Source organism: Caballeronia ptereochthonis (genome assembly GCF_001545075.1).
GTDB lineage: Bacteria > Pseudomonadota > Gammaproteobacteria > Burkholderiales > Burkholderiaceae > Caballeronia > Caballeronia ptereochthonis.
This window is the reverse complement of record NZ_FCOB02000012.1, coordinates 14,130-39,469: the sequence shown is the minus strand read 5'-3', so window position 1 is coordinate 39,469 and position 25,340 is coordinate 14,130. Positions and strand designations below refer to the sequence as shown.

The 25,340-nt window shown below is 63.1% G+C and carries 21 protein-coding genes; 9 read left to right on the top strand and 12 right to left on the bottom strand.

The genetic code is table 11. The features are described 5' to 3' along the window. Genes AWB83_RS14350 through AWB83_RS14335 form a run of 4 tightly spaced genes read right to left on the bottom strand, consistent with a single transcriptional unit; the run spans nt 1 to nt 4,452 of the window. A complete protein-coding gene (locus AWB83_RS14350; protein ID WP_087046235.1) occupies nt 1-1,170 on the bottom strand; it encodes a polysaccharide biosynthesis/export family protein in 1,170 nt (389 codons plus the stop codon). Then, on the bottom strand, nt 1,164-1,607 hold the full coding sequence (locus AWB83_RS14345) for a low molecular weight protein-tyrosine-phosphatase (RefSeq protein WP_087046234.1): 444 nt from the start codon (nt 1,605-1,607) through the stop codon (nt 1,164-1,166). The genes AWB83_RS14350 and AWB83_RS14345 overlap by 7 nt, the downstream gene beginning before the upstream one ends. Before the next feature lie 15 nt (nt 1,608-1,622). Then, the gene (locus tag AWB83_RS14340) at nt 1,623-3,020 is read right to left on the bottom strand and encodes a UDP-glucose dehydrogenase family protein (RefSeq protein WP_087046233.1); all 1,398 of its coding nucleotides are present in this window, start codon (nt 3,018-3,020) and stop codon (nt 1,623-1,625) included. A gap of 34 nt (nt 3,021-3,054) precedes the next feature. Beyond that, nucleotides 3,055-4,452, bottom strand: coding sequence for an undecaprenyl-phosphate glucose phosphotransferase (locus AWB83_RS14335; RefSeq protein WP_087046232.1), 1,398 nt, complete (start codon nt 4,450-4,452; stop codon nt 3,055-3,057). Between the two features lie 341 nt (nt 4,453-4,793). On the opposite strand from AWB83_RS14335, the gene AWB83_RS14330 reads away from it, so the two are divergent. Further along, entirely contained in the window at nt 4,794-6,305 is a 1,512-nt protein-coding gene (locus AWB83_RS14330; protein ID WP_087046231.1) for a mannose-1-phosphate guanylyltransferase/mannose-6-phosphate isomerase, read from the top strand. A gap of 58 nt (nt 6,306-6,363) precedes the next feature. Here AWB83_RS14330 and AWB83_RS14325 read toward each other — a convergent pair whose 3' ends face one another. Next, nucleotides 6,364-7,194, bottom strand: a complete 831-nt coding sequence (locus tag AWB83_RS14325) for a DUF6566 family protein (RefSeq protein WP_087046230.1) — start codon at nt 7,192-7,194, stop codon at nt 6,364-6,366. Nucleotides 7,195-7,520: 326 nt separating this feature from the next. Further along, complete coding sequence (locus AWB83_RS14320; RefSeq protein WP_087046229.1) at nt 7,521-8,651, bottom strand: acyltransferase family protein; 1,131 nt, start codon at nt 8,649-8,651, stop codon at nt 7,521-7,523. Nucleotides 8,652-8,908: 257 nt separating this feature from the next. Here AWB83_RS14320 and AWB83_RS14315 point away from each other — a divergent pair, with 257 nt between their 5' ends. Both AWB83_RS14315 and AWB83_RS14310 read left to right on the top strand, forming a co-directional pair. Further along, nucleotides 8,909-10,030 carry an acyltransferase family protein gene (locus AWB83_RS14315; RefSeq protein WP_087046228.1) on the top strand — a complete coding sequence of 374 codons (1,122 nt, stop codon included), beginning with the start codon at nt 8,909-8,911 and terminating at the stop codon, nt 10,028-10,030. Nucleotides 10,031-10,097: 67 nt separating this feature from the next. After that, complete coding sequence (locus tag AWB83_RS14310; protein WP_087046227.1) at nt 10,098-10,565, top strand: MarR family winged helix-turn-helix transcriptional regulator; 468 nt, start codon at nt 10,098-10,100, stop codon at nt 10,563-10,565. 6 nt (nt 10,566-10,571) lie between these two features. Here the strand turns inward: AWB83_RS14310 and AWB83_RS14305 are convergent, their stop codons facing one another. From AWB83_RS14305 to AWB83_RS14290, 4 genes are all read right to left on the bottom strand, one after another. After that, a complete protein-coding gene (locus tag AWB83_RS14305; RefSeq protein ID WP_087046226.1) occupies nt 10,572-11,030 on the bottom strand; it encodes a MarR family winged helix-turn-helix transcriptional regulator in 459 nt (152 codons plus the stop codon). A gap of 182 nt (nt 11,031-11,212) precedes the next feature. Beyond that, the gene (locus AWB83_RS14300) at nt 11,213-13,882 is read right to left on the bottom strand and encodes a molybdopterin-dependent oxidoreductase (RefSeq protein WP_087046225.1); all 2,670 of its coding nucleotides are present in this window, start codon (nt 13,880-13,882) and stop codon (nt 11,213-11,215) included. Beyond that, entirely contained in the window at nt 13,879-14,388 is a 510-nt protein-coding gene (locus tag AWB83_RS14295) for a (2Fe-2S)-binding protein (protein WP_096059370.1), read from the bottom strand. The genes AWB83_RS14300 and AWB83_RS14295 overlap by 4 nt, the downstream gene beginning before the upstream one ends. Before the next feature lie 55 nt (nt 14,389-14,443). Then, a complete protein-coding gene (locus AWB83_RS14290; protein ID WP_087046224.1) occupies nt 14,444-15,604 on the bottom strand; it encodes an FAD-dependent monooxygenase in 1,161 nt (386 codons plus the stop codon). Nucleotides 15,605-15,893: 289 nt separating this feature from the next. Between AWB83_RS14290 and AWB83_RS14285 the strand changes: the two genes are divergently transcribed. The 6 genes from AWB83_RS14285 to AWB83_RS14260 all read left to right on the top strand — a co-directional run bounded on the left by AWB83_RS14285 (nt 15,894) and on the right by AWB83_RS14260 (nt 23,739). After that, a complete protein-coding gene (locus AWB83_RS14285; protein ID WP_087046223.1) occupies nt 15,894-16,646 on the top strand; it encodes a maleate cis-trans isomerase family protein in 753 nt (250 codons plus the stop codon). A gap of 741 nt (nt 16,647-17,387) precedes the next feature. Continuing rightward, nucleotides 17,388-18,215: an alpha/beta fold hydrolase gene (locus tag AWB83_RS14280; protein WP_087046222.1), complete on the top strand. Its 828-nt coding sequence runs from the start codon at nt 17,388-17,390 to the stop codon at nt 18,213-18,215. A gap of 18 nt (nt 18,216-18,233) precedes the next feature. Continuing rightward, complete coding sequence (locus tag AWB83_RS14275; RefSeq protein ID WP_087046221.1) at nt 18,234-19,268, top strand: 2,5-dihydroxypyridine 5,6-dioxygenase NicX family protein; 1,035 nt, start codon at nt 18,234-18,236, stop codon at nt 19,266-19,268. Between the two features lie 17 nt (nt 19,269-19,285). Then, nucleotides 19,286-19,939, top strand: coding sequence for an isochorismatase family protein (locus tag AWB83_RS14270; RefSeq protein WP_087046220.1), 654 nt, complete (start codon nt 19,286-19,288; stop codon nt 19,937-19,939). 218 nt (nt 19,940-20,157) lie between these two features. After that, a complete protein-coding gene (locus tag AWB83_RS14265) occupies nt 20,158-21,474 on the top strand; it encodes an MFS transporter (protein ID WP_087046219.1) in 1,317 nt (438 codons plus the stop codon). Between the two features lie 15 nt (nt 21,475-21,489). Then, complete coding sequence (locus AWB83_RS14260) at nt 21,490-23,739, top strand: xanthine dehydrogenase family protein molybdopterin-binding subunit (RefSeq protein WP_087046218.1); 2,250 nt, start codon at nt 21,490-21,492, stop codon at nt 23,737-23,739. Between the two features lie 6 nt (nt 23,740-23,745). On the opposite strand, the gene AWB83_RS14255 is transcribed toward AWB83_RS14260, so the two are convergent. Next, the gene (locus tag AWB83_RS14255; protein WP_087046217.1) at nt 23,746-24,462 is read right to left on the bottom strand and encodes a DUF899 family protein; all 717 of its coding nucleotides are present in this window, start codon (nt 24,460-24,462) and stop codon (nt 23,746-23,748) included. Nucleotides 24,463-24,490: 28 nt separating this feature from the next. Continuing rightward, nucleotides 24,491-25,150 carry a glutathione S-transferase family protein gene (locus AWB83_RS14250; protein WP_087046216.1) on the bottom strand — a complete coding sequence of 220 codons (660 nt, stop codon included), beginning with the start codon at nt 25,148-25,150 and terminating at the stop codon, nt 24,491-24,493. Between the last annotated feature and the right edge of the window lie 190 nt (nt 25,151-25,340).

Sequence of the window (25,340 nt, the reverse complement as noted above, 5' to 3'; positions counted from 1 at the left end):
TTAGCGCGTCAGCTGCTTCAGATAGAAGAGCGTCTGCAAGGTCGGCAACACCTGGTTGATCAGGCGATTGAACTGCACCGCGCCCGCCGTGCCCACGTAGACCACATCGAGCGGATGCAGCTGAAACTGCGTCGAAAGCAGAAGCGAATCGGGCTGCGACATGTCGAGGCGATAGATGTCGGGCCGCGTCGGGTTGTTCCGCACGCCGCGCACGACATAGATCTGGCGCACGTTCGCATCGGTGTCGAGCACGCCGCCCGCCTGCGTGAGCGCATCGGCGATGGACGCGCGGCCGCGCACCATGTTCACCGGCATCGGCGTCTTCACTTCGCCCATCACGAAGATGCGGCTGTCGTAGCGGTCGGGAATGTTGAGAATGTCGCCCGTCTGCAGCATCACGTTCTGCGAGACGTCGCCGCGATCGAGCACCCCGTTCACATCGAGCACGTAGAGCTTGCCGTTGCGTGTGAGGCGCACGCGCTGCAAATCGGCTTCGGGCGTCGTGCCGCCCGAGCGTGTGATCGCATCGACCAGCGTGAGCGGCACGTCGCTCACCGCGAGCGGGCCGGGCTGCTTCACTTCGCCCGTCACCGCGATCTTCTGGCTGCGATACGCAAGCACGCGCACGTCGAGTTGCGGGTTCTTGATGTACGGCGAAAGCGCGGCCGCCATCTCGTCGCGGATCTCGCCCGTGGTCTTGCCCGCCACGCGCATCTTGCCGATGAACGGAAAGAAGATCGTGCCGTTCGCCGACACCGTCTGGCCGTATGGATCCGCCTGGCCCGGCAGCGCCTGCGTATAGGGTTGCTGAAGCGCGCCGGCGACCGTCTGTGTCGTGTTGCCGCCGGTCGACAACGTGCTGCCTTGCGGCGTCGTCAGTTCGGGGTGGTCCCATAGCGTCATGCCGAGAATGTCCTGCGGCGCGACGCGATACACATACTGCGCCGCATCGGCGAAGCGCGCGGGCGGCAGCGGCTGTGCGGCTTCGGGCGTGGCCAGTTCCTGCGCGATGGTGTCCGCCGTGATGAGATGCACCGGATAGGTCGTGGTCGGTGTGGGATCCTTGTCTTCGAGTCGCGATGTATCGAGAAAATTGCCGGGCGCGGTGCTGCACGCGGATAGAAGCGCCGACATAAAGAACGTCAGCAAAGCAACACGGGAAGTCAGCATATTTTGTTTAGCCATCCGAGCACTAGCCGTTCGATGAGTCCAAGGCTCTCGCGATAAGCGGCTTCATGACCGCCATACGGGTCCGCCACTTCCGAGTCTTCCCACTTGCCGAGCAGATGCACCTTGCCGCGCGTCGTCGGCGCGAGGCGCGCGATGGCGTCGATCTGCTTGCGCTCGGGCACCAGAATGAGATCGGCCTCGCGCGCCATCCGGCGATCCAGCCGCCGCGCGCGATGCCCCGACGAATCCAGCCCGTGCTCCGCGAGCAGGAACTGCATCGTCGGGTCGATGTCTTCGCCTTCGTGCGCGTAGAGTCCGGCCGAGCGGAACTCGATCGGCTTTCCCCCGCGCCGCTGAAGATGCGCGCGAAACAGCATCTCCGCGGCGGGGCTGCGGCAGATGTTCGCGTGACAGACGATCAGAACGCTTCCGAACATAGGCTGCGTGACGTATTACGCGATGCTCGTGGAGACCGGCGCTTCGACCTGCCGCACACCGCGCCCGATCGCGTGATACTCGATGCCCATTTCGCTCATCGTTTCCGGCTCGTAGAGATTGCGGCCATCGAAGATCACGGGATGCCTGAGGCGGCGCTTGATCGCGTCGAAGTCCGGGCTCTTGAACACCTTCCATTCGGTGACGATCACGAGCGCGTCCGCACCATCGAGAGCGTCCTTGTGATTGGCCGCGTATGAGAGACGCGTGCGTGCATCGGGCTGACCGTGCAGATCGATCGCGAAGACGCGGCGCGCTTCGTCGACGGCGACGGGGTCATACGCGACGACTTGCGCGCCGCGCGAAAGCAATGCGGCAATGAGCACGCGGCTCGGAGCGTCGCGCATGTCGTCGGTGTTCGGCTTGAACGCAAGGCCCCAAAGCGCGAACGTGCGGCCCGACAAGTCTTCGCCGAAACGCTCGACGATCTTGCGCGTGAGCGTTTCCTTCTGTGCTTCGTTGACGTTCGACACGGCCTTGAGAATGCCCATGTCATGGCCGAATTCGGAAGCGGTCTGGATCAGGGAGCGCACGTCCTTCGGAAAGCACGAGCCGCCATAACCGCAGCCCGCGTAGAGAAAGTCGTAGCCGATGCGCGGATCGGAACCGATACCGCGCCGCACCGCTTCGATATCCGCGCCGACGCGGTCCGCGAAATTCGCGAGCTCGTTCATGAACGAGATGCGCGTGGCGAGCATCGCGTTGGCTGCGTATTTCGTGAACTCCGCAGATTGCACGTCCATGTACAGCGTGCGTTCGTGATTGCGGTTGAAAGGCGCATAGAGGCGCCTCATCCGGTCACGCGCGCGCTCGCCGGGAACATCCTCGTCGCAGCCGATCACGATGCGGTCCGGCCGCGCGAAGTCCTCGATCGCCGCGCCTTCCTTCAGGAACTCCGGGTTCGAGACGACCGAGTACATATGACTCACGCCGCGCGCGCTCAATTCGTGTTCGATGGTCGCCTTCACGCGACGCGCGGTGCCCACCGGAACCGTCGACTTGTCGACGATCACCTTGAAGCCGTTCATGTAGCGGCCGATATCGCGGGCGGCCGCGAGCACGTATTGCAGATCCGCGGAGCCGTCTTCATCGGACGGCGTGCCCACCGCGATGAACAGCATCTCGCCATGCTCTATCGCCTGCTGCACGTTCGACGTAAACGCGAGCCGCCCCGCATCGCGATTGCGGTCGATCACTTCCTGCAAGCCCGGCTCGTGAATCGGGATGCCGCCGCCGTTGAGAATGGCGATCTTGCGTTCGTCGACATCGAGGCACAACACGTCGTTGCCGATGTCCGCGAGGCATGCGCCGGTCACGAGTCCAACGTAGCCGCTACCGATGATCGTCAGTTTCATGGTCCAACTCCAGGTGTTGTTTGCTTGATCGTATTCAGTAAGCATTCGCGCCCGCGAAGCCCTTCCACAGCGTCATCGCGACGATCTTCATGTCGAGGCCGAAGGTCCAGTGCTGCATGTAGTAGAGGTCGAGCTTCACGCGCCCCGACATCTTTTCGATGCGGTCCGTCTCTCCCCGAAAGCCGTTCACTTGCGCCCAGCCCGTGATGCCCGGCTTGATGCGGTAGCGATGCATATAGCCCTTGACGAGATCCTTGTAGATGTCGTCGTGTTCGAGCGCATGAGGACGCGGACCGACCACGGACATCTCGCCCTTGAGCACGTTGATGAATTGCGGCAGCTCGTCGAGACTCGTGCGGCGCAGGAATGCGCCGACCTTCGTCACGCGCCTGTCGCCGCGGCGCGCCTGAGTGATATGCCCCGCCGCCTCGGTATGGACCTTCATCGAACGGAACTTGTAGATCTCGAATTCATGACCGTCGATGCCTTTTCGCTTTTGCCTGAAGAACACCGGCCCCGGCGACGAAAGCTTCACGAGTACCGCGATCACCGCGAGCACCGGCGCCATCCCGATCAGCACGCACGCTGCAAACACGCGGTCGAACACGAGCTTCGGCAATACCTTGATGTCCGTGATCGGCGACGCGGCAAGGTTGATGGCAGGCACGCCCAGCAGATCGACGACCGCGTGACCGAAGAACGACAGGCTGCGCACGTCGGGGATGAAGCGCACGTTGACGAAATCGTCGCGAAACTCGGTGACGATGCGGTGAATCGCTTGCTCGTGCGAGATGGGCAAGGCGAGCCACAGCTCGCGAATCCCGCGCCTGCGCACGTGATTCGCGAGCTGTGCGAAATCGCGCTCGATGCGCACGCCGGCGAGCGTTTCGCCTTCCATCGCATGGCTCTTCACGTCGAGCTCTTCGACGAGATCGAACACGCACACGGGGCTGAAACCCGCGTCGGGCCGGCCGCGCATCTGCTCGATGAGAAACAGCGCATAAGGCGCGAAACCGACAATTGCGACCGTCTTCTGATTGAAGCCCTCACGTCGCAGGAACTTGAGCGCCGTATAGATGAGCGTCTTCGACACGATCAGCAAGCCGACCGTGCACGCGGCCCAGTACATGAGCCACACGCGCGAGAGCGATTCCGAGCGGTGAATGCTGAACGTGAGCAGCACGCCCGCGCTTTCGACCAGCAGCCACGCGAAGGTCACGCGCAGAAGCAGGTCGTACACCGGCTTGCCGCGCCACGACTGATAGATGCCGAACGAGGGAAACGTCATGATCATCAGCACGCAGGAGAAACCGAGCATGGTGCGTTCGACATCGTCGAGCCAGACGAAAGCGCCCGCATCAAGCGATGCGCCGAGCGACGCGCCCAACACCGCCACGGCTATGTCGACGACTCTCGATATCACGCTCAGCATTGCATCCACCTCGTGAAGAAGATAGCAAGACGGTCCTTATTGCTCACTGCATGGTGGTATGGAACGTGAATAAATATGTCGCTGCAACCGCGAAAATATGTCTTGGCGATCGGCCCGATTTTTTTCTCTTTTTTTATCGATGAAGGCCCGGTCTGACGGGTTTTCAGCCATTTCTCCCGAACGACGGAAATAATTCGCGCTCTTGATCGAGCATGTCCTTCGCGCTTTGCTCCGCTAAGGAACGTGTCGATTTTTTAGCGGTTTTTTCTTTTATCGTTGCATTTGCTCCGTGCTAAATATTGGCGAGTCCGCTTTTGCGATCACGCGCCAGGAGGCACTTCATGAATGCGACAGACACCGCGCTCTCGGGCGCATCCACGATCGCCGCCGATACCGGCGTGCGCTTGAGCGTTCAGCCGGTCATTCTCGCGGGAGGCTCGGGCACGCGGCTGTGGCCGATGTCGCGCGAGCACTTTCCCAAGCAACTCATCGGCTTGATCGGGGACCAGTCGTTGCTGCAGGCGACCGCGAACCGCCTCGATGGTTTGTCGCCGATGAACATGCGCGTCGCCGCTGCCATCGTCGTCTGCAATGAAGAGCACCGCTTCACCACCGCCGAGCAGTTGCGCAGCCACGGCCGCCGCGCGCGTCTCGTGCTCGAACCCGTGCCGCGCAACACCGCACCCGCGCTGACCGCTGCCGCGCTGCATGCGTTGCGCGAAGGCGAGGACGCCGTGCTCGTCGTGATGCCAGCGGACCATGTCGTCGCCAACCAGGATGCGTTTCATCGCGCGATTTGCGAAGGCGCGCGATGCGCGGAGGAAGGCGCGATCGTCACGCTGAGCGTCGTGCCCTCACATGCCGAGACCGGCTACGGCTACATCAAGATGGGCGCGCCCATGCACGGCCGCGGCGCGTGGAGGCTCGAACGCTTCGTCGAAAAGCCGCATCTCGAACTCGCGCAGCAATATCTCGGCTCGGGCGAGTATGGCTGGAATGCAGGCATCTTCATCGTGCGTGCGTCGACGTGGATCGCGGCCATCGAGCACTATCAGCCCGCGATCCACGCGGCATGTCTCGCGGCGTTCGAGCGCGGCATCGACGATGGCGAGTGCTTGCGGCTCGACCGCGACGCGTTCGCGTCGTCGCCGTCGGATTCCATCGACTATGCCGTGATGGAGCATCTCGCAAGCGACCGCGGCGACGACATGTTCGCGGGCGCGGTCGTGCCGCTCGATGCCGGCTGGTCCGACGTCGGCTCGTGGGATGCGATCTGGAACATTCTGCCGAAGGACGATGCGTCGAACGTCGCGCGCGGGCGCGTGATGTTCGAGGGCGCGTCTTCGACCTATGCGCATTCCGAAGGGCGGCTCATCGCATGCGTGGGCACGCGGAATCTCGTCGTCGTCGAAACCGCGGATGCGATTCTCGTCGCGGACAAGTCATCCGCTCAGAACGTGAAGGCGATCGTCGGGCGCATCAAGTCGGAACAGGGCAGCGAGGCGGCGGACCATCGCAAGGTGCATCGGCCGTGGGGACATTACGATTCAGTCGATCAGGGCGACCGCTTCCAGGTGAAGCGCATCGTCGTGAAGCCGGGCGCGCGGCTGTCCTTGCAGATGCATCATCATCGCGCGGAACACTGGATCGTCGTGCGCGGCACAGCGCTCGTCACGCGCGGAAGCGAGACGTTCATTCTCGCGGAGAACGAGTCCACGTTCATTCCGATCGGCGTGCAGCATCGCCTGGAGAATCCGGGGAAGATGCCGCTCGAAATCATCGAAGTGCAGTCGGGAACTTATCTCGGCGAGGACGATATCGTGCGATTCGAGGATACGTACGGCCGCAGTTGAATGCGCCTGGTTGAACATCGCCTCGTCCAACGAGGCGATGTGTCGCGATCCTCGCTTCTCAGTTCCTCAAATCCGCCGGCGCGCGCTCCTCCGAACGAATCTCGCGCGCGGATACGGCGACATCCGCGCGCGTCGCTTGCGCGGCGATCCAGCGCTTCGCCCATTCCAGCGCATACGTGCGCGCGTCTTCCGCCGCTGCGAAGCGCGGACCGATCAGTCCCGAGCGCTCGACGCGGCATCCGTCCTTCACGATCTCGGCCCAGCCGCGGAACATGCCGCCCGACACGTTGCGGGCGATCGGATAGATGTTATAGCCGCGCGCATCGCTGACGGGCGCGCAGGCGGCCTCGAAGGGCAGCGGCGTTTCATAGGGCCGCGCCAGACGCGCCGCGCGCGCGCGTGTCTGCGCGAGCACCGGCGCGTTGGCCTGCGCGACATCGCGCGCCTCGGGCAAGCGGCGCGGCGCGCTCGCGACCCGACTGAACGGCAGCGCATCCGGCGACTGCCACGATTCGGGGTTCTGCCAGAACACGCCTCTCAGGCGATCGCAATCGTACGCAGGCGCGACGGGACGCGGCGCCGCTTCGGCCACCGGCTGGCGCGGCACATAGGCGAAGGAACGTCCGGCGTTGGCCAGCACCTTCACGATTTCAATGAGCGTGCCGTTCATTTGCCATTCGACAAAGCGGCGGCGGCAAGTTGGCACCGTCGGATAGTGGCTCGGCAATCTGGACCAGGTTTCGCCGGTCGTGAGGATCCACAACACGGCATTGACGATGGTGCGCGGATGGGCTCTGGGCCGGCCGCGGCGGTGCTCGCGCACCTCGCTCTCGCCGATCAACTCGGAGACCATCACCCACTCTTCATTGCTGAGTTCGTTGAAAAACATTGCTTTGCTCCATGCAGTCGACTTCGCTGCGGATCGGACGGCGCTCACGAAAATCAAACGGACGGCCTAAAAAGCCGGCGTCCCGCACACCCGATCCAGGGATTCCGAGGTACTCGCAAACGTTTGCTCGAACAACAAAATGGTGCATCCGGCTGGTTTTGAATCGCTGGTGGTGCAGTAACCGATCCAAATCAGCGCACGACGCGTGGTCTCGCTCGTGTATGAAGATATTGTGCAGGAAGCATACCATTGCTATGGTTTGTCCGAATATGACAGGACAAGACATTTCGAGCGATACTTAAAAGTTTTCCTGCTAAGGCTTTTGCTTAGCGAGAAAGCGCGCTCTGGCTGGGTTCCGAGGGCTCGGTTTTGCGCGCAAAGCGCCGGTTCTTGAGCCGCAGGATCGGCTCCTCGATGAAGCGCCACGACAGCCTGGCGAGCATCAGCGTGAGCAGGAACGACGCGACGACGCTCGCCGCATGCGCCCACCACGGAATGCCGGATGCGCCGAACATCGCGATCACCTTGGCGCTCTTGGCAAAGTCGGGAATGAAGCCGTGGTAAAGATAAAAGCCATAGCTGATCCTGCCGAGCGACACGAGCGGCGCCCATTCGAGCACGCGCAACAGTGCCGCGCTCCCGCTACACGCGACCGAGCACACGAGTGCCGCGATGCATGCGCCGTAGAGCACGTACAGCACCGTGAAGCGCCATGGACTCGCGAGTGTTTCCCATGTGGGCTCCACACTGCAAAGGAGCCCGATACACACGGCAAGCGCGAGCGCGACAGGAAGCGGCTTCAGGCAACGCCTGAACACGCCGCCTCTGCGCAGCAATGCGCCGCCGGCGCCGCCCAATGCAAGCAGCCAGAAATTCGTGAGCGGATGCGTATAGATGACGATCGCCGGATCGTTCGCCGCCTTCATCCACGCGAGCGCCGCGATGCCGGTCACGAATACCGCGCAACAGATCCGCGCATGCCATTTCGCGCTCACGGCCAGCAGCAGCGGCGCGAACACGAGGTAGAACTGCTCCTCGATCGACAGGCTCCACAGATGCGAATAGCGTCCAGGCCAGTAATGCAGCACGTCCGCGATCCAGAAATTGGACAGATACGCGAAATGAAACGGCATGCCGCCCGCGAGCTCGGGACCCGCGAAGCCGATCGTCATCAGCAGCGCGAGCGTGACGAGCAGCAGGTAATAGATCGGGAAGATCCGCAGCGTGCGCCGATAGAGAAAACGCTTGAGCTCGGCGGCGAACGAGCTCGTACCGGCATCGATATAACACCGCTGTGTCGTCAGTATGTCAGTGATGAGAAAACCGCTCAGCGCAAAGAAAATCCATACGCCGAGATGTCCCAGGCCGCTGCCTTCCGCCATCGCCTTGTGATGGAGAAAGACCAGCAGGACGGCGAGCGCGCGCAGGCCGTCGAATCCGCGAATTCTTTCGTTCATGATTGCGCGTCGTCGATGCGGTTAAACGCAGCCGCTAAGGCCGCTCGGTGTGCGGCTCATCGTAGAACGCAAGAAAAAGAAAAAAATCCTTAGCGAATTCCCGGCGATTCGCGCACGCGCCTTGGCGCGCCAAGTCTGGATAGTTCGAAATATTTTCTAACAAGCCGGATTATTTCTTGCCTAATTTTTTAGCAGATGCTTGATCTTCCTAGCGGCAAGGAGGACGCCGCTCTCGGCTTTCATCGAGAGGATCTTTCATGAAGAATCATGTGCAAGAGCTGACGGGCCTGCGTTGCGTCGCGGTAACGATGGTCGTCATCGGTCACGCGCAGCACATGATCGACGGCGGCTACAGCGGGTTGCTCGCGCCCTTGCGGCTGATCTCCGATGGACGTCTCGGCGTGCTCATCTTCTTCGTGCTGAGCGGCTATCTGATCACCAGCATCCTGAATGCGGAGTGGAAAGCGAGCGGTTCGATTCGCCTTCTTCCTTTCTATGCGAAGCGCGCGTTGAGAATCTGGCCCGCGTTCTATATGTATCTCGCGATCGTCGCGTTCATGTCGTTCGCCGGTCTCGTGGATATAGATCATCGGCAAGTCGCGGTCGCCGCGCTGCATCTGTGGAATTATTCGGCCATCGCGGGCATGGGTTCGCTGAATGCGGCGCACGCGGACGGCGCGTGGTATCTCGGCCATTTCTGGACGCTCGCGCTCGAAGAGCAGTTCTACTGGTTCTGGCCGCCGTTGCTCTTTCATATCCTCAAGCGCGGCAATCAGCGCGCGCTCGTCGCGCTGATCGTGCTCGTGCCGCTCGTCAGAATCGCGACGTATTTCGCCGCGCCCAGCCTGCGCGGACAATTGAGCATGATGCTGCACACGGGTATCGACCCTATCCTGATCGGCTGCTTCGTCGCGTTGAACAAGGATGGGCTCAAGGCGCGCGTCGCGGCGCTTCCCTGGGGACCGGTCATTCCGACTGCAACGGTCCTGCTGCTGCTCTTCGCCGTCTCGGCCTTGCAGGCGAAGCTCGGCGGACTCTGGCGCGCCACCTACGGCACGACGATCGAATCGGCGATGGTCGGCTTCGTCATCGTCGTGCTGATCTCGCAAAAGGACTTCTGGTTCTCGCGGCTTCTGCGCACTGCGCCCTTCGTGTATGTCGGCACGATATCCTTCAGTCTCTATCTCTGGCAGCAGCTTTTCAGCAATGTGCATTCGCCCGTCGCGTATCGTTTTCCGCTCTGCGTGGTCGGCGCGCTCGCCGCGGCGACCTTGAGCTACTACCTGATCGAAGCGCCGTTTCTGCGCATCAAGGACCGTTTCGCCACGCGCAGCCGCCTCGTTGCGGATACGTCCATGCGAGCGGGGGTATCGAAATAGACGGGCGTGGACATGCGCCTCGTTATAATCGCGGGACGACACATCGTGCAATCACATGCAGGCAGCCATGTCCCGTGCCCCGGCTCAAACTTCGCGCGCATCTGACGACTATCACTTCAACGAGCAGATCGGTCATTTGTTGCGACGCGCGTATCAGCGTCACGTCGCGATCTTTCAACAGGCGATTCCCGACTCCCAGCTGACCGCCGCGCAGTTCGTCACGCTGTGCGCGGTGCGGGATCAGCAAGGCGCGTCGCTCAACGACATCGCCAAGATCACGGCGATCGATCAGGCGACGATACGCGGCGTGGTCGAGCGCCTGCAGACGCGCGGTCTGATTGCCGTGGCGCGGGACGCCAACGACGGACGCAAGGTCACGGTCACGACGACCGGTGAAGGCGACGCGCTCGTCGAGCGCACGGTGCCTTTCGCGCATGACATCACGGAGCAGACTTACGGCCCGTTGAATCCGGCAGAGCGTGTAGCGATGGTGTATCTGCTCAGGAAGATGATCGACGCGCCTGAAACTTCCTGATTCTCTTCAAGCCGTCGGGGAGTTGCTCAGCTTGCGCAACAGCATGAGTGCGGCGACGCGCTCCACCTCGTTCAGATCGCTCATTGTCGATTCGCTCACGCGTTGGGCGGCGGGGGTCGTGCGTTCCACGAGCTCGCGGCCCTCGCTGGTCAGTTCGACGGTTGTCTTTCTGCGGTCTGCGGGGTTTGTTTTCAGTTCGATCAACTTGCGGCCCTTCAATCGTTCGATGATGCCGCGTACGGTCGCCGCGTCGATCGCGGTGGCCTTGCCGAGATCGCTCATCGATGATGGGCCCATGCGAAGACTCGCGCTCAGGACGGCGAATTGCACCGCCGTGAGTTGGGGATCGCCGATTGTCTGGCTGAATATCGCCAGGTGGCGTTGGTATGCTTTTCTCAGTAGATGGCCGATCTGTTCGGAGACTTCATAACGGTCGTTGTTTGTTTGCGCTGCTTGCGTTTCCATGAAATCCTGAATTCTTAGTGGTTTATTGGCGTTGCCCCTGTGCGGGGCGGCAGTCACTTTCTTTGCTGCTGCAAAGAAAGTAACCAAAGAAAGCAGCTTTGGGCCCAGGCAGACTCGTCGTCATCGAAGACCACTAAGAATTCAGGATTTCATGGAAACGCCGGCAGGCAAAACAAAAACCCTTAATCCCCCAATCTTCGAACCTTGGCGGAAGCCCTCTCCAACCCCGTCCAGGGTCCCTCCCGAGGAGCAAACTCCGCCCGAATATAGGCCGCAAGCTCTGCCACCTGCCGATCATCGAACGAGTCCTTGAAACCAGGCATATAACCCAGCTCCTCGGTAGCAGGCGCATCGATCCCATGCAAGATCACATGCAGCAAATTCTCCGGCGATTCATCGTTAACACTCGTATTCAGCGCCAACAACGGTCTCACACCGAAATTCCCGACACCGCCGCTTTGCGCATGACAAACCGCGCACGCCGCATCAAAAATCCGTCGCCCGTTTTCAAAGCCATGCACGCGCATCGCATCGTGCTGCACAGGCGAACGTGCATCGGCATCAACAGTCGATAACGACGCAACGTAATGCGCCATCGCACGCACATCCTCCGCGGGCAGCGTCGAAAGATGCGAAACGACCGGCGCCATCGGTCCCGCCGCCACACCGTGCTCGTGCGAAAACCCCGTGCGCAAATAATCGAAGAGCGCCTGCTCGCTCCAGCGCACCGGCAATTTCGAATTCGCCACCAGCGACGGCGCAATCCATCCTTCCGCCGTGCCGCCCGTCAGATACAACCGCCCGCCCTTCTCCGCGCCGATCGCGTTGCGCGGCGAGTGGCACGCGCCACAATGGCCCGCGCCGTCCACGAGATATTTCCCGCGATTCCAGAGCGCCGAGCGCGCAGGGTCCGGCACGTACTCGCCCTGCTTCAAATAGAGCGCGTTCCATCCCGCGACGAGCCCGCGCTGGTTCAGCGGGAACGGCAGGCGAGTCTGCGGCGGCATCGATGCGACAGCAGGCCGTGACATCAGATATGCATAGAGCGCGGTCATGTCGGCGTCGCTCAGCTTCGCGAACGATGTGTACGGAAACGCGGGATAGAGATGATGGCCATCGCGCGAAATGCCCCGCCGCATCGCGCGATCGAAAGCCGCGAACGACCAGTTGCCGATGCCCGTCTGCTCGTCCGGCGTGATGTTCGTCGTGTACACCGTGCCGAACGGCGTTTCCAGCGCAAGACCGCCCGCGTTCACCGCGCCGCCCGGCGCCGTGTGGCAGACGGCACAATCGCCCACCGCGGCAACCTCACGTCCGCGCGCAATGGTGGCTTGCGACCATGTCGACGCATCGGGCCGATCGATCGGCGCGATCGGCCCGCGCAGCGGCCACGCCGTGCACGCGAGCGCAACCAGCCCGCCCAGACCCGTCGCCGCCAACGCGCCGCGCAAGGAACGGCGCAAGCGTTGGGGCAATGCCTTGCCCTGCGCGCTTGCGCCATTCAATGCTTCGCGGACACGCTCCGGCGTGAACGGCGGCGAACGAAAGCGCACGCCGGTTGCATCGTAGAGGGCGTTGGCAATTGCCGCAGCGGCAGGCGATGTGTCGATCAATGGATCCTCGCGCGTCGCGGGCACGGCTTCGTGCGAAGCCGTTTCGATGCGATGCGCGATCGCCTGCGCACCCGGCGTTTCGTCGTGCGCGGCTTGCGCGCCAAGCGGCACGCCGATCAGCTTCGACGCCGCCGCCGCAATGCGCGACGACGGCACGCCCGCGATCCTCCCAATGCTGCGCCGCCCCTGCGCGCTGCCTGCAACGACGCGCTCTATCGTGACATCGCCCGTTGCGCGATTCACGTCGAGATCGACGATCCACGCGGAGTATTCGGGCATGGACGCCGAGTCGTCGCGTTTGTCGAATGCGAAGCCTCGGCCTCGCATGCGCTTGTCGTCCTTCGCACGCTTCGGGTTCGCGTTCCATACCGCGCGGTCCGCAATCGTGTCGATCAGTTCGCGTGCGCCTGCATCGTCCACGGGATCGAGATGAGTGAGGCGGAATTTCAACGGATCGATGTCGCGTTCGCGAGCGATTTCATCGACGAACGATTCGCGCGCGAAAGTATGTGCCGTGTTCGGTATTGCGCCATAGCCGGCATCAGCGCGCAGGGTTTCATTGCGCGTTGCGTATGGGTTATGCGTGTCCAGCCGCGATGTCGCATTCAGACGACGGCCCGTGTCCGCGTCATAGCGCCATTCATTCAGATGCGCATCTGCATCGAGCGATGCGCCGAGGCTCAAGCGAGCATCTTTCGTTTCGCGCGCGTTCATCACGCCGCGCACGCGCACCGCGCGCCCCGTGCGATGCAGCAGCATCACCGCTGCAAGAGCCGGAATCGTCGCATCGCCACCCTGCGATGTTGCGCGCACGGAAAAGCGCGACAAAGGCAGACCCGTTGCTTCGGCCAGTTGTGCGGCCAGCGCGGCTTCATCGGGGACCGGACACCGGACTTCGATCGATGCGCCATCGTCGCGCGCGAGGACATCGCACATACGTAGAGCATCGTCGAAAAGCGGCCACGTATAGCGCGCTTCGTGCGGCAAGCGCTCTCGCGAAGTCACGACAGCCGTCGCGTCTATATTCGCCGCTGCAAGCCGTCGCGCTGCGTCGAATGCGTCGTCCTCGTCTGCGGCGACGAAAGCGCCGATGCGTCCCGCCGCGATCCACGACACACGCGCATCCATCGGCGTGCGCTCGGCGAGCTCGGCCATGCCTTCATCGATATCGACGATCACGCACGCGGCAAGCGAAGCCTGCGCCATCTCGCGAATACGCACCTCGCTCATGTCGTTCATTGCGTACGCGTCCGCTCTTCATCCCGCACATACTTCGCCGCGCGCCGCACCGCCGCGAGTATCTCAAGATGGGTGCCGCAGCGGCACAGATTGAAGCGCAGCGCATCCTTGATCGCGTCGTCGTCCGGATCGGGATTGCGGTCGAGCAGCGCCTTCGTGCTCATGATCATGCCGTTCAGGCAATAGCCGCATTGCGCCGCCTGCTCGTCGATGAACGCGCGCTGGATCGGATGCGGCGCCTCTATGTCGCCGAGTCCTTCGAGCGTCGTCGTCTCGCGGCCGATGGCAGCGGCGACCGGAACCACGCACGAGCGCGTCGCGCCGCCGTCCATCAGGACGGTGCACGCGCCGCATTGCCCGAGGCCGCAGCCGTACTTCGGGCCATTCAGCTCGAAGTCGTTGCGCAGCACGTAGAGAAGCGGCGTGCTTCTTTCGGTGGCGACGGTGCGCGTGCAGCCGTTGACGGTGAGCGTCACTGCCTGCGCATTCGATACGGGCTCGGTCATCGGCTATCCGAATTCGTGGTGAAGCGCCGCCACGCGTACGTAGCGGCTCGTTGCATCATGCCTCGACGGCCGTGCTCTCCTTGGCCTGCAGCGCCTTCAGGGGTTCGTTGAACACGTCGTAGGCGAACACCCAGGCCGGGTCTTCGTTCGTGCGCAGCCACGTATTGTTGTGCGACACGAGCTGCACCTTCGACGCGCGTTCCGCGCGGTTCGCTTCGTACAGCGCGAATGCGGCGGCGTAGTCGTTCGCGCCGGTTTCGCCGAGACAGCGCACGAGCATCGCGGCATCCTCGATCGCCATGGCCGCGCCTTGCGCCATGTGCGGCTTCATCGGATGGCATGCGTCGCCGAGCAGCACAAGACGGCCACGGCTCCAGAGCGGCAGCGGATCGCGTTCGAGCAGCGGCCACTTCGTCACTTCGGGCGTCGCCTCGATCAGCTTCTGCACCGACGGATGATAGCCCGCGAAGGCCTCGCGCATCTCGTCGCGGCTGCTCGGCGCGACCGACTGCCCTTGCGGCCACTCGGCCTGCGGCACACCCGTCACATAGTAGATCTCATCGCGCTTGCTCGTCACGTAGTAGACCATCATGTGACGATCTTCCGACCACCACTTCACGCACAGGTCGAACGGATCGGTACCGAGGCGCGACGCCGGGAATACTGCGCGATGCGCGACATAGCCCGTATAACGCGGCGGCTCCGCGCCCAGCAGATGTTCGCGAATGCGCGAGTTCACGCCGTCCGCGCCGATCGCGATGTCGGCGGTTTCGATGGTGCCGTCGGTGAAGGTGAGCCGCACTTCGTCGCCCGTATCCTCGATGCTCTTCAGGCACTTGCCGAACGCGATGGTGTTCGGCTCGAGTGCTTCGGTCATGAGCGCATGGAAGTCACCGCGATGCACGGTCAGGTACGACGCGCCGTAGTGCTTCAGCGCGAAGTCGCCGAGCGGAATCTGCGCGATCGCCTCGCCGCTCTTCCAATCGCGGCTGTACCAGAAGTCGGGATGCGAACCCATTTCGTTCAGGGCGTCCTCACAGCCGATGCGTCGCATGATCTTCATCACGTTCGGACCGAGGTGAATGCCCGCACCGAGACGCGAGAACGCGGGCGCCTGTTCATACAGGCGCACCTGATAACCGGCGCGCTGCATCAGCGCGGCTGCGGCGGTGCCGCCGAGACCCGCGCCAACGATCGCGATACGAGGTTTCTTCATGATGTTTTCTCCATGTCTGGCGCTCGCCGAGACAGTCCGTCGCCGAGCCGGTTTGAAAGTGTTAATTGAGTGTACACATTCGAATTTGCAGCGTAAAGAATTTTCTATGGCCTAGCCATGTGTTACGGAAAACCCTGGTTTTGTGCATAAATATAGGGTTTCCACTGAAGCGGTGCGCACGTGCACCAAGAATAAAGCGTCGATCTCCCTTGTTTAATTACAGTGTGTACACTAGACTTTGCTTGACCGATATCAATCCTGGATACCTGACATACGGAGTCGAACACAGATGAGCAAGAGTTTCCGCATCGGCCAGATCGTGCCGAGTTCCAACACGACGATGGAAACCGAGATTCCGGCGATGCTGCTTGCGCGGCAGGCGATCCGTCCGGAGCGTTTCACGTTTCATTCGAGCCGCATGCGGATGAAGAAGGTGGTGAAGGAGGAGCTTGCCGCGATGGATGCGGAGTCGGACCGTTGCGCCGTCGAGCTTTCGGATGCGCGGGTCGATGTGCTTGGTTATGCGTGTCTGGTGGCGATCATGGCGATGGGGCGGGGGTATCACCGCGTGTCGCAGGAGCGTTTGACGAAGCACACGGCGGAGAACGGCGGTGCGGCGCCGGTGATTACGAGCGCGGGCGCGTTGGTCGATGCATTGAAGGTGATGAAGGCGAAGCGGGTGGTCGTGGTTGCGCCTTATATGAAGCCTTTGACGGAGCTGGTCGTCGAATACATCCAGAGCGAAGGGTTCGAGGTGATCGACTATCGGGCGTTGGAGATTCCCGACAATCTCGAAGTCGCGCGGCATGATCCGCGGAATCTGCCTGAGATCGTTCAATCGATGAGGTATCAGGATGCGGATGTGATTGTGCTTTCTGCCTGCGTGCAGATGCCTTCCTTGCCGGTGGTGCCGAAGGTTGAGGCTTTGACCGGGAAGCCTGTGGTTACTGCTGCGATTGCCACCACTTATGCAATGTTGCGGGAGCTGGATCTTGAGGCGGTCGTGCCGGGGGGTGGGGTTTTGCTTTCTGGGGCTTATTGAGTTTTTTTCGTTTCTTTGGCTTGCCTGGGCTTCTGTGAAATCCTGATTTCTTAGTGGTCTATTAGTGTTGCCCCTGTGCGGGGCGGCAGTCACTTTCTTTGCTGCTGCAAAGAAAGTAACCAAAGAAAGCAGCTTTGGCCCAGGCAGACTCGTCGTCATGGTTCGGAGTGGCCCAGCCTCTAAAGAGTGCCCTCAAAGAACTAATCGGGCGTGGACCGCGCACGGTTTGACGAGCTAGACATTTAAGGGCGCTGGTTCAGCCCCAAAGCGTTCCGGCACAGCGCTACGCGCTGCCGTGGGGTATGCAAGGGAAACCAACCTTTAGCGGATGCTGTGAGATGGAGGCGTTAGCCAAGAAGCACACGCAGACCCGATGGGCCCTTCGGCCGCGAAGCGGGCCGGCGCTCTTTGGTGCTGAACCAGTCAGTCTTGTGGCCCGCTGGGGCAGACCGTGCGCGAGCCACGGCGCGTGAGTCCTTTGAGGGCGACACTTAGGGGCTGGGCCACGCCGAACCATGACGACGAGTCTGCCTCAAGCACTCTGGGCCAAAGCTGCTTTCTTTGGTTACTTTCTTTGCAGCAGCAAAGAAAGTGACCCCCGCCCCGGGGAGGGGCAGTGCTAATAGACCACTAAGAAATCAGGATTTCACAGAAGCCCAAGCAAGCGACCAAACAAACAACAAACAACAAACAAACAAGAGCAAACCACACCACCGAACACCTAAAAGGAAACCCCAACCGATGCAATCGACCTACCCCCACGGCGCGAACGTCACCGCAAACGGCATCCGCCAACACTACCTCCACTACGGCGGCACCGCAGGTGAAAGAGCAACCCGCGATGCGATCATCTTGATCCCGGGGATCACGAGCCCGGCCGTGACATGGGCCTTCGTCGCCGAAACGTTCGGCAGGCACTTCGATACCTATGTCCTCGACGTCCGCGGCCGCGGCCTCTCCGAAGCATCGGACGAACTCGACTACAGCCTCGACGCGCAAGCCGAAGATCTAAAGGCCCTGACGGAAGCATTGAAGCTCGACCGCTACGCCTACGTAGGCCATTCGATGGGCGCCCGCATCGCCATCCGCGCCGCCCGCACGCAACCCCGCGGCCTCACCCGCGCCGTGCTGATCGATCCGCCGGTGTCGGGCCCCGGCCGCCGCGCGTATCCGTCGAAACTCCCGTGGTACACCGATTCGATCGCGCTGGCGAAAAAGGGCATCGACATGGAAGGCATGCGCGCGTTCTGCCCCACGTGGACCGAAGAACAACTGCGCCTGCGCGCGCAATGGCTGCATACCTGCGACGAACGCGCAGTCCGCGCGAGCTTCGAAGGCTTCCACACCGACGACATCCACGCCGATCTGCCGAAGCTGCGCGTGCCCGCGCTGCTGATGACAGCCGAACGCGGCGACGTGGTCCTCGATAGCGACGTCGCCGAAATGCAAACCCTCGCGCCCGAGCTGCAGCACACACGCGTGCCGAACGCGGGCCACATGATCCCGTGGGACAACGAAGCCGGCTTCTACGCCGCCTTCGGCGATTTCCTCGGTGCGAAGCTCGTTTAACGAAGGAGCCAACACGACATGGCCATCAGCGATTACGAAATGATCGCCGCCTGGAAACAGGTGCTGACGCTCTCGAAACTTCAGCCCGGTCAGACGGTCACGATTCTCACGAGCGCAGCGACGCATCCGCAGACGCTCTCGACCGCACTCATCGCCACGCAAGCGATGGGCGCCGTCGTCAACCGGCTCGACCTCCTGCCGGTGAACGGCGAAAAAGCCCTGAGCCGCGATTCGCTCGCCTATCTCGGCACGACGCCGCTCACGGGCAATCACGCGGCCATCGCCGCATTGAAGGCAAGCGATCTCGTGCTCGACCTGATGACGCTGCTCTTCTCGCCCGAACAGCACGACATCCTCAAGACCGGCACGAAAATCCTGCTCGCCGTCGAGCCGCCCGAAGTGCTCGCGCGCCTCGTGCCGACCGAAGCGGACCGCACCCGCGTGCGCGCCGCCGCGAAGCGCATCGAGAAGGCTCGCCAGATGAGCGTCAGGTCGAAGTCGGGCACCGATCTCGTGTGCCCGCTCGGCGAGTTCCCGGCGATCTCCGAATACGGCTTCGTCGATGAACCCGGCCGCTGGGATCACTGGCCGAGCGGCTTCGTGCTCACGTTCCCGAACGAGGGCGCGGCGCGCGGACAGATCGTCATCGATCGCGGCGACATTCTCTTGCCGCAGAAGAAGTACGTGAGCGACCCGATCACGCTGACCGTCGAGAACGGCTACGCGACGCATATCGAAGGCGGCGTCGATGCCGCGCTGCTGCGCGACTACATGGCCTCGTTCAACGACCCCGAAGGCTATGCGATCTCGCACATCGGCTGGGGACTGCAGCCGCGCGCGCGCTGGTCGACGCTCGGCCTCTACGATCGCGAAGCGACCATCGGCATGGACGCGCGCGCGTTCGAAGGCAATTTCCTTTTCTCGCTCGGACCGAACAACGAGGCCGGCGGCAGCCGCACCACGACCTGCCATATCGACATTCCCCTGCGCCATTGCGACGTGATGCTCGACGGCGAGCCCGTCGTGCTGAACGGCGCCGTGATGGATCGCTAAAACTGAGAGGCACGCACATGAGCGTCATCGAAAGCCACGCCGAATCCGGCGTGTACCAGCAGCAAGGCTTCGGCACGCCGCTGCCCGTGAAGGGCAAGGTGGGCTTGCTGATCGTCGATTTCGTCGTCGGCTTCGCGGACCCGAATACCTTCGGCGGCGGCAACATCAAGCCGGCCATCGCGCGCACCGTGCATCTGCTGGCGGCCGCGCGCCGCCATGGCTGGCCGGTCGCGCACAGCCGCATCGTCTACGCGGACGACGGCAGCGACGACAACATCTTCTCCATCAAGGTGCCCGGCATGGCCACGCTGACGGAAGATCATCCCGACAGCGCGATCGTGCCCGAGCTCACGCCCGCGCCAGGCGAGCTCGTCGTGAGAAAGACCGTGCCTTCCGCGTTCTTCGGCACGCAACTCGCGCCCTGGCTTTCGCAGCGCGCGGTGCAGACGCTGCTCGTCGCAGGCGCCGTCACCAGCGGATGCGTGCGCGCAAGCGTCGTCGATGCGATGTCGCACGGCTTCCGCCCGCTCGTCGTGTCCGACTGTGTCGGCGATCGCGCGATCGCGCCGCACGAAGCGAATCTCTTTGACATGGCGCAGAAATACGCGGCCGTGATGCCGCTCGAAGAAGCCCTTCACACGCTGGAAAGCGCCGCCGCAGCGGCCCGCTGAACCCGTTTCCCGCGGTAACGGAAGTCCCCGGCCGACCCCGCCGGGGACGCTTCCGCACGTCTTCGCCAAACAGAAATAACGCATTGATTTGAAAGACATTTTTTATCAAAAAGCGTTGCTTTTCGGATTTTGACTTCGTAACTTAGGCAGGTCGCAAACGCAGGTTGGCCCACTCGCGGTGGCGCAATACAACGCATCGATTCTCCAAGGAACACGACATGTCTTCCCCTTCACTCGACACGACGCGCGACTCGCTCCAGACCGACGCGCAAGCCGAGCGTGCCCTCTACCGCAAGCTCACCTGGCGGCTCATCCCGTTCTTCTGTCTGTGCTATTTCTCGGCGTATCTGGATCGCGTGAACGTCGGTCTCGCGAAGCTGCAAATGCTCGACGCGCTCAGGTTCAGCGATACCGTGTACGGTCTCGGCGCGGGTCTGTTCTTCGTCGGCTATATCCTTTTCGAGGTGCCGAGCAACCTGATTCTGCAAAAGGTCGGCGCGAAGCTGTGGATCGCGCGGATCATGGTTACGTGGGGCGTGCTCTCGGGGCTCACGATGTTCGTCAAGACGCCCGGCCAGTTCTATGCGCTGCGCTTTCTGCTCGGCGTCGCCGAAGCGGGCTTTCTGCCGGGCGTGCTGCTCTATCTCACCAACTGGTTCCCGGATGCGCGCCGCAGCAAGATCATCGCGCTCTTCATGATGGGCTTGCCGCTGTCGAGCCTCGTCGGCGGGCCGCTGTCGGGCTGGATCGTCACGTTCTTCGACGGCCTGCACGGCTGGCAAGGATGGCAATGGCTCTTCGGCCTGGAGGCGCTGCCTTCCATCGTCCTCGGCGTGCTCGTGTTCTTCTATCTGCCGAACACGCCCGATACCGCCAGGTTTCTCGATAGCGACGAGCGCGCACGCCTGAAGCTCGACCTCGCGAGGGAAGCGCACGGCGCGAAGCGCCATCGCCTGCTGGATGCGTTCACCGATCCCAAGGTCTGGGCGCTCGGCCTGATCGACCTGTGCGTGCTGCTCGGCACCTACGCGATCAGCTTCTGGATGCCGACGATGCTCCGCGACTCCGGCGTGCACAGCGCGCTCACTATCGGCCTGCTGACCGCGATTCCGAACGCGCTCGCCGTCGTGATGATGCTCGTCACCGGCGCCAGTTCTGACAAGTTCCGCGAGCGCCGCTGGCATATCGTCGTGCCGTTCGCGTGCACCGCGTTCGGCCTGATCGCCAGCACGTTCTTCAGCGGCAGCACGGCAGCTACGGTTATCCTGTTGTCGATCGCAAATGCGGGCGTAGCTGCCGCGATGCCGGTCGTGTGGGCGTTGCCGTCCACGTTCCTGACGGGCACGGCCGCCGCCGCGGGCATCGCCTTCGCATGCTCGATCGCCAATCTCGGCGGCTTCGCGAGCACCTACGTGATCGGCTGGCTGAAGGACTGGACGCACAGCATGAGCGCGGGTCTCATCGTGTTCGGCGTGTGCATGCTGTTCGGCTGCCTGCTCGCGCTCGCGATGCCGAAGCACATCGTCAATCGTTGACGCTTTATCGTCGATATGGTCACTCGCAAGGAACTGCTGGCGCGCGACGGTTGCCTGACCGTCGTGCGCCAGCCCGTCGCGCCACCGAAGCCCGCACCCGGCCAGCCGGGCAGCGCGTCGAAGTACGTGCAGGATTCGCCAGAGGTATTCGTCGCCGTGCTCGACGATGAAAGCATCGTCGCGTTCAACGGGCATGTCGATCTCGGTACGGGCATCCGCACGTCGCTCGCGCAGATCGTCGCGGAAGAGCTGGATGTGCCCGCCGAACGCGTGCGTATGGTGCTCGGCGATTCGAGCGAAACGCCGAATCAGGGACCGACGATCGCAAGCGCTTCGATTCAGATATCCGCCGTGCCGCTGCGCGCGGCGGCGGCGCAGGCGCGGCATGCGCTGGTGGAAATGGCGGCCGCGCGTTTGAATACCGACGCTTCGTCCTTGCGTACGGACGATGGCTTCGTCATCGCGGGCGACGGCACACCGCTCTCCTTCGGTTCCTTGCTGCGCGGTCGACGGCTGACGCTCACGCTCGATACCGCGGCGCCCGTCAAGGATCCATCGCGCTATCGCCTGGTCGGCAAGTCGTCGCCGCGCGTCGATCTGCCAGCAAAGGCAACCGGCAAGCTCACCTTCGTTCACGACATGCGCGTGCCCGGCATGCTGCATGGCCGCGTCGTGCGTCCGCCGTATTACGGGCACGATGGCGGCGGGTTCGTCGGCAACTCGCTGATCGACGTGGATCGCGCGTCCGTCGGGCATCTGCCCGGCGTGCGCGGCGTGGTCGTGATCGGCGATTTCATCGGCATCGTCGCGGAGCGCGAGGAGCAGGCCATTCGCGCGGCGAAGGCGCTCAGGGTGCGCTGGCGCGGGCTTCCCGCAATGCCCGATCTCTCCGATCCCGCTCGCGCGATTCAAGACGCGCCCGCCAGGCGCAGGCTTCTGCAGGAAAGCGGCGACGTCGATGCCGCCGCGCGCATGCCCGGCGTGACGACTTTGCATCGACGCTACGAATGGCCGTACCAGATGCACGCGTCGATCGGGCCGTCATGCGCGCTCGCCGATTATCGCGACGAACGCATCACGGTCTGGTCCGGTACGCAGAATCCGCAATCGCTGCGGCACGATCTCGCGAAACTCGCGGACCGCGACGAAGCCGATGTCGATATCGTGCGCATGGAAGCCGCGGGCTGCTACGGCCGCAATTGCGCCGACGATGTCGCGGGCGACGCCCTCCTGCTCTCGCGTGCGATGCGCGCGCCGGTGCGCGTGCAGCTTTCGCGCGCCGACGAGCATCTGTGGGAACCAAAAGGCACCGCGCAGGTGATGGATGTGACGGGCGGCGTGTCGGCGTCGGGCGAAACGGTCGCGTATTCCTTCACGACGCGCTATCCGTCCAACGATGCGCCCCTGCTCGCGCTCCTTCTGACCGGCGCGATGCCCGCCGAGGCGCGCGTCTTCGAGATGGGCGATCGCACGGCCGTCACGCCATACACGTTTCCGCATGCGCGCTTCGTGTGCGAAGACCTGGCGCCGTTGGTGCGCTCGTCGTGGCTGCGCGGCGTGTCGGCGCTGCCGAACTCCTTCGCGCACGACGCGTTCATCGACGAGCTCGCCGTGCACGCGGGCGCGGACCCGCTCGAATTCCGCTTGCGCAATCTCGCCGACGATCGCGCTCGGGCACTGTTGCAGGCCATCGCCGCGCGCGCCGGATGGCAAAAGCGCGAGAAGCCGCGTCATTTCGAACAGACGGGCGAGCGACGTGTGCGCGGGCGCGGCATCGCTTACGCGCGTTACGTGCACAGCCGCTTTCCCGGCTTCGGCGCGGCATGGGCCGCGTGGATCGTCGATCTCGAAGTGGATCGTCTGACGGGCGAGATTCGCATCGAGCGCGTGACGATCGGACAGGACACCGGCACGATGGTCAACCCCGACGGCGTGCGTCATCAGATTCACGGAAACGTCGTGCAGACGCTGAGCCGCACGCTGAAGGAGCGCGTGCGGATGAGCGACGGCCTGGTGGCGTCGCGCGAATGGGGCAGTTATCCGCTGATCACGTTCGCGGAGCTGCCGGCGGTCGATGTCCTGCTGATGCCGCGTCAGGGCGAGCCGCCGCTCGGATCAGGCGAGTCGGCTTCAGTGCCGGGGCCGGCGGCGATCGCGAATGCGTTGTTCGATGCGACCGGCGTGCGCTTTTACGCGCCGCCGTTCACACCGGACGCGGTGCGCGCCCGGCTCGAAGCGCACGCGGAGCACGCGGCGGCGCACTGACCTCGCTCACGTCCTCGGCCCATAATCGAGCTTCGGATACCAATCCGTCCCACGCCCCTCGGGCGTCATATCGAGCACGGTCCAGAGCGGCATCAAATCCGGCGCGCCGCGCGGATCCTCGCCGGGATCGGCGGTGTCGAAATCCATCTCGCCGCTCCAGAAATGGCGGATCACGCCGTCGCGCCGCGTGAATACATTGAGCGCGGGCTCATCGCCGCCTTCCGCGGAGATTGCGTGATAGTCGCGACTGAAATTGCCGTTCAGATCCGAATAAAGCTTGAGGTCGCGCCAGCCGCGCTCCTTCTTGAACGCGACGAGCCTGCTGAGCGGCGAGCGCGCGATCACCGCGAGCGCCACGCGCTGGCCGATATCGCGCGCCTCGCCTTCCCACGCGGACAGGAGCGACGTGCACATCGGGCAAGGCCGCTCGCGCTGCGGCCCGTACATGTAGCTATAGGTGACGAGCGTGTCCTTGTCGCCGAACAGGCCGGCGAAATCGACCCGCCCGCGCTCGCCCTCGAACGCGTAATCGCCCTTCACTTCCCCGCCGGGAGGCAGCGCACGGCGCATCCGCGCGACGCGTTCGATATGCCGCCGCAATTCGATCTCTTCGGCCAGCAGTTCGGTCCGCGCCTTGCGGTACTCGGCGCTTTCGTTGGGAAACCGCATCGTCGCACGCCGTGCGAGTTCAGCGGCGGGAACATGGTTCGTTGCTGTGCTCATCGTGAAATCTCCAGAATGACGCGGGCATTCAATCGCGATCCGGCGCGCCGAGCGGAAACAGCGGCCGATACGGCCGCGCCTCGTCCACCGCGCGCGCAAACGACGGACGCGCGAGCAGCCGCTCGCGGTACGCAATCACATTCGCAAACGCCTCGCCGATGCGATGCGTCCAGTCCGCATAGAACAGAAACGGCGCGGCGCCGCAATCGGCGAGGCTGAAGGCGTCGCCCGCCGCCCATTCGCGCGAGGCCATCAGGCCGTCGAGGAACGCATAGGACGTGTCGAGCATCGCACGTGCATCGGCGACGCCACGCGCGTCGCGTTCGTGTTCCGGACGCAGGGCGTCGAATACGATCTTCTGCTGCGGCGTCGACACATAGTTGTCGAAGAAGCGGTCCATCCAGCGCACTTCGAGTGCGGCGCGCGGATCGTCGGGAATCAGCCGCACCGGCCCTGGATGAAACAATCCCAGATATTCGATGATGACCGTCGACTCGATCACGGGCCGGCCGCCGTCCACGAGCACGGGAAAGCGCTTCATCGGCCAGATCTCGGCGAGTTCGCGCATCGACTGCGGCGTCTCGGGCGTCAACGCGCGCCATTCGAACGGCGTGCCGTTCTCGTACAGCGCGGTCAACACCTTCTGACAATATGAAGAGAAAGGGTGCGCATACAGTTGCAAGCTCATCTGACAAGTCTCCGGGTTGCCGAGCAGTTTCAGGATGCGGCGCGACGGTCCTGTGCCGTCTTTCGGCGCCGTTCATAGGCACGACGCGCGGGCGACGCCCGAATCGACATCGAAACGAAAAAATTTGTTGTGCGGCGCAACCTTCGTTCGGGCGATTTGCTAACGTGCCCGCTTTAGGCCAACTGCATGA

What these genes read in the sequence shown, in the direction of transcription:
- AWB83_RS14345 (WP_087046234.1), bottom strand. Translation starts at nt 1,607, where the DNA reads ATGTTCGGAAGCGTTCTGATCGTCTGTCACGCGAACATCTGCCGCAGC.
- AWB83_RS14320 (WP_087046229.1), bottom strand. Translation starts at nt 8,651, where the DNA reads ATGAACGAAAGAATTCGCGGATTCGACGGCCTGCGCGCGCTCGCCGTC.
- AWB83_RS14310 (WP_087046227.1), top strand. Translation starts at nt 10,098, where the DNA reads ATGTCCCGTGCCCCGGCTCAAACTTCGCGCGCATCTGACGACTATCAC.
- AWB83_RS14250 (WP_087046216.1), bottom strand. Translation starts at nt 25,150, where the DNA reads ATGAGCTTGCAACTGTATGCGCACCCTTTCTCTTCATATTGTCAGAAG.
- AWB83_RS14305 (WP_087046226.1), bottom strand. Translation starts at nt 11,030, where the DNA reads ATGGAAACGCAAGCAGCGCAAACAAACAACGACCGTTATGAAGTCTCC.
- AWB83_RS14325 (WP_087046230.1), bottom strand. Translation starts at nt 7,194, where the DNA reads ATGTTTTTCAACGAACTCAGCAATGAAGAGTGGGTGATGGTCTCCGAG.
- AWB83_RS14350 (WP_087046235.1), bottom strand. Translation starts at nt 1,170, where the DNA reads ATGCTGACTTCCCGTGTTGCTTTGCTGACGTTCTTTATGTCGGCGCTT.
- AWB83_RS14335 (WP_087046232.1), bottom strand. Translation starts at nt 4,452, where the DNA reads ATGCTGAGCGTGATATCGAGAGTCGTCGACATAGCCGTGGCGGTGTTG.
- AWB83_RS14295 (WP_096059370.1), bottom strand. Translation starts at nt 14,388, where the DNA reads ATGACCGAGCCCGTATCGAATGCGCAGGCAGTGACGCTCACCGTCAAC.
- AWB83_RS14260 (WP_087046218.1), top strand. Translation starts at nt 21,490, where the DNA reads ATGGTCACTCGCAAGGAACTGCTGGCGCGCGACGGTTGCCTGACCGTC.
- AWB83_RS14330 (WP_087046231.1), top strand. Translation starts at nt 4,794, where the DNA reads ATGAATGCGACAGACACCGCGCTCTCGGGCGCATCCACGATCGCCGCC.
- AWB83_RS14290 (WP_087046224.1), bottom strand. Translation starts at nt 15,604, where the DNA reads ATGAAGAAACCTCGTATCGCGATCGTTGGCGCGGGTCTCGGCGGCACC.
- AWB83_RS14265 (WP_087046219.1), top strand. Translation starts at nt 20,158, where the DNA reads ATGTCTTCCCCTTCACTCGACACGACGCGCGACTCGCTCCAGACCGAC.
- AWB83_RS14300 (WP_087046225.1), bottom strand. Translation starts at nt 13,882, where the DNA reads ATGAACGACATGAGCGAGGTGCGTATTCGCGAGATGGCGCAGGCTTCG.
- AWB83_RS14275 (WP_087046221.1), top strand. Translation starts at nt 18,234, where the DNA reads ATGGCCATCAGCGATTACGAAATGATCGCCGCCTGGAAACAGGTGCTG.
- AWB83_RS14315 (WP_087046228.1), top strand. Translation starts at nt 8,909, where the DNA reads ATGAAGAATCATGTGCAAGAGCTGACGGGCCTGCGTTGCGTCGCGGTA.
- AWB83_RS14255 (WP_087046217.1), bottom strand. Translation starts at nt 24,462, where the DNA reads ATGAGCACAGCAACGAACCATGTTCCCGCCGCTGAACTCGCACGGCGT.
- AWB83_RS14280 (WP_087046222.1), top strand. Translation starts at nt 17,388, where the DNA reads ATGCAATCGACCTACCCCCACGGCGCGAACGTCACCGCAAACGGCATC.
- AWB83_RS14285 (WP_087046223.1), top strand. Translation starts at nt 15,894, where the DNA reads ATGAGCAAGAGTTTCCGCATCGGCCAGATCGTGCCGAGTTCCAACACG.
- AWB83_RS14340 (WP_087046233.1), bottom strand. Translation starts at nt 3,020, where the DNA reads ATGAAACTGACGATCATCGGTAGCGGCTACGTTGGACTCGTGACCGGC.
- AWB83_RS14270 (WP_087046220.1), top strand. Translation starts at nt 19,286, where the DNA reads ATGAGCGTCATCGAAAGCCACGCCGAATCCGGCGTGTACCAGCAGCAA.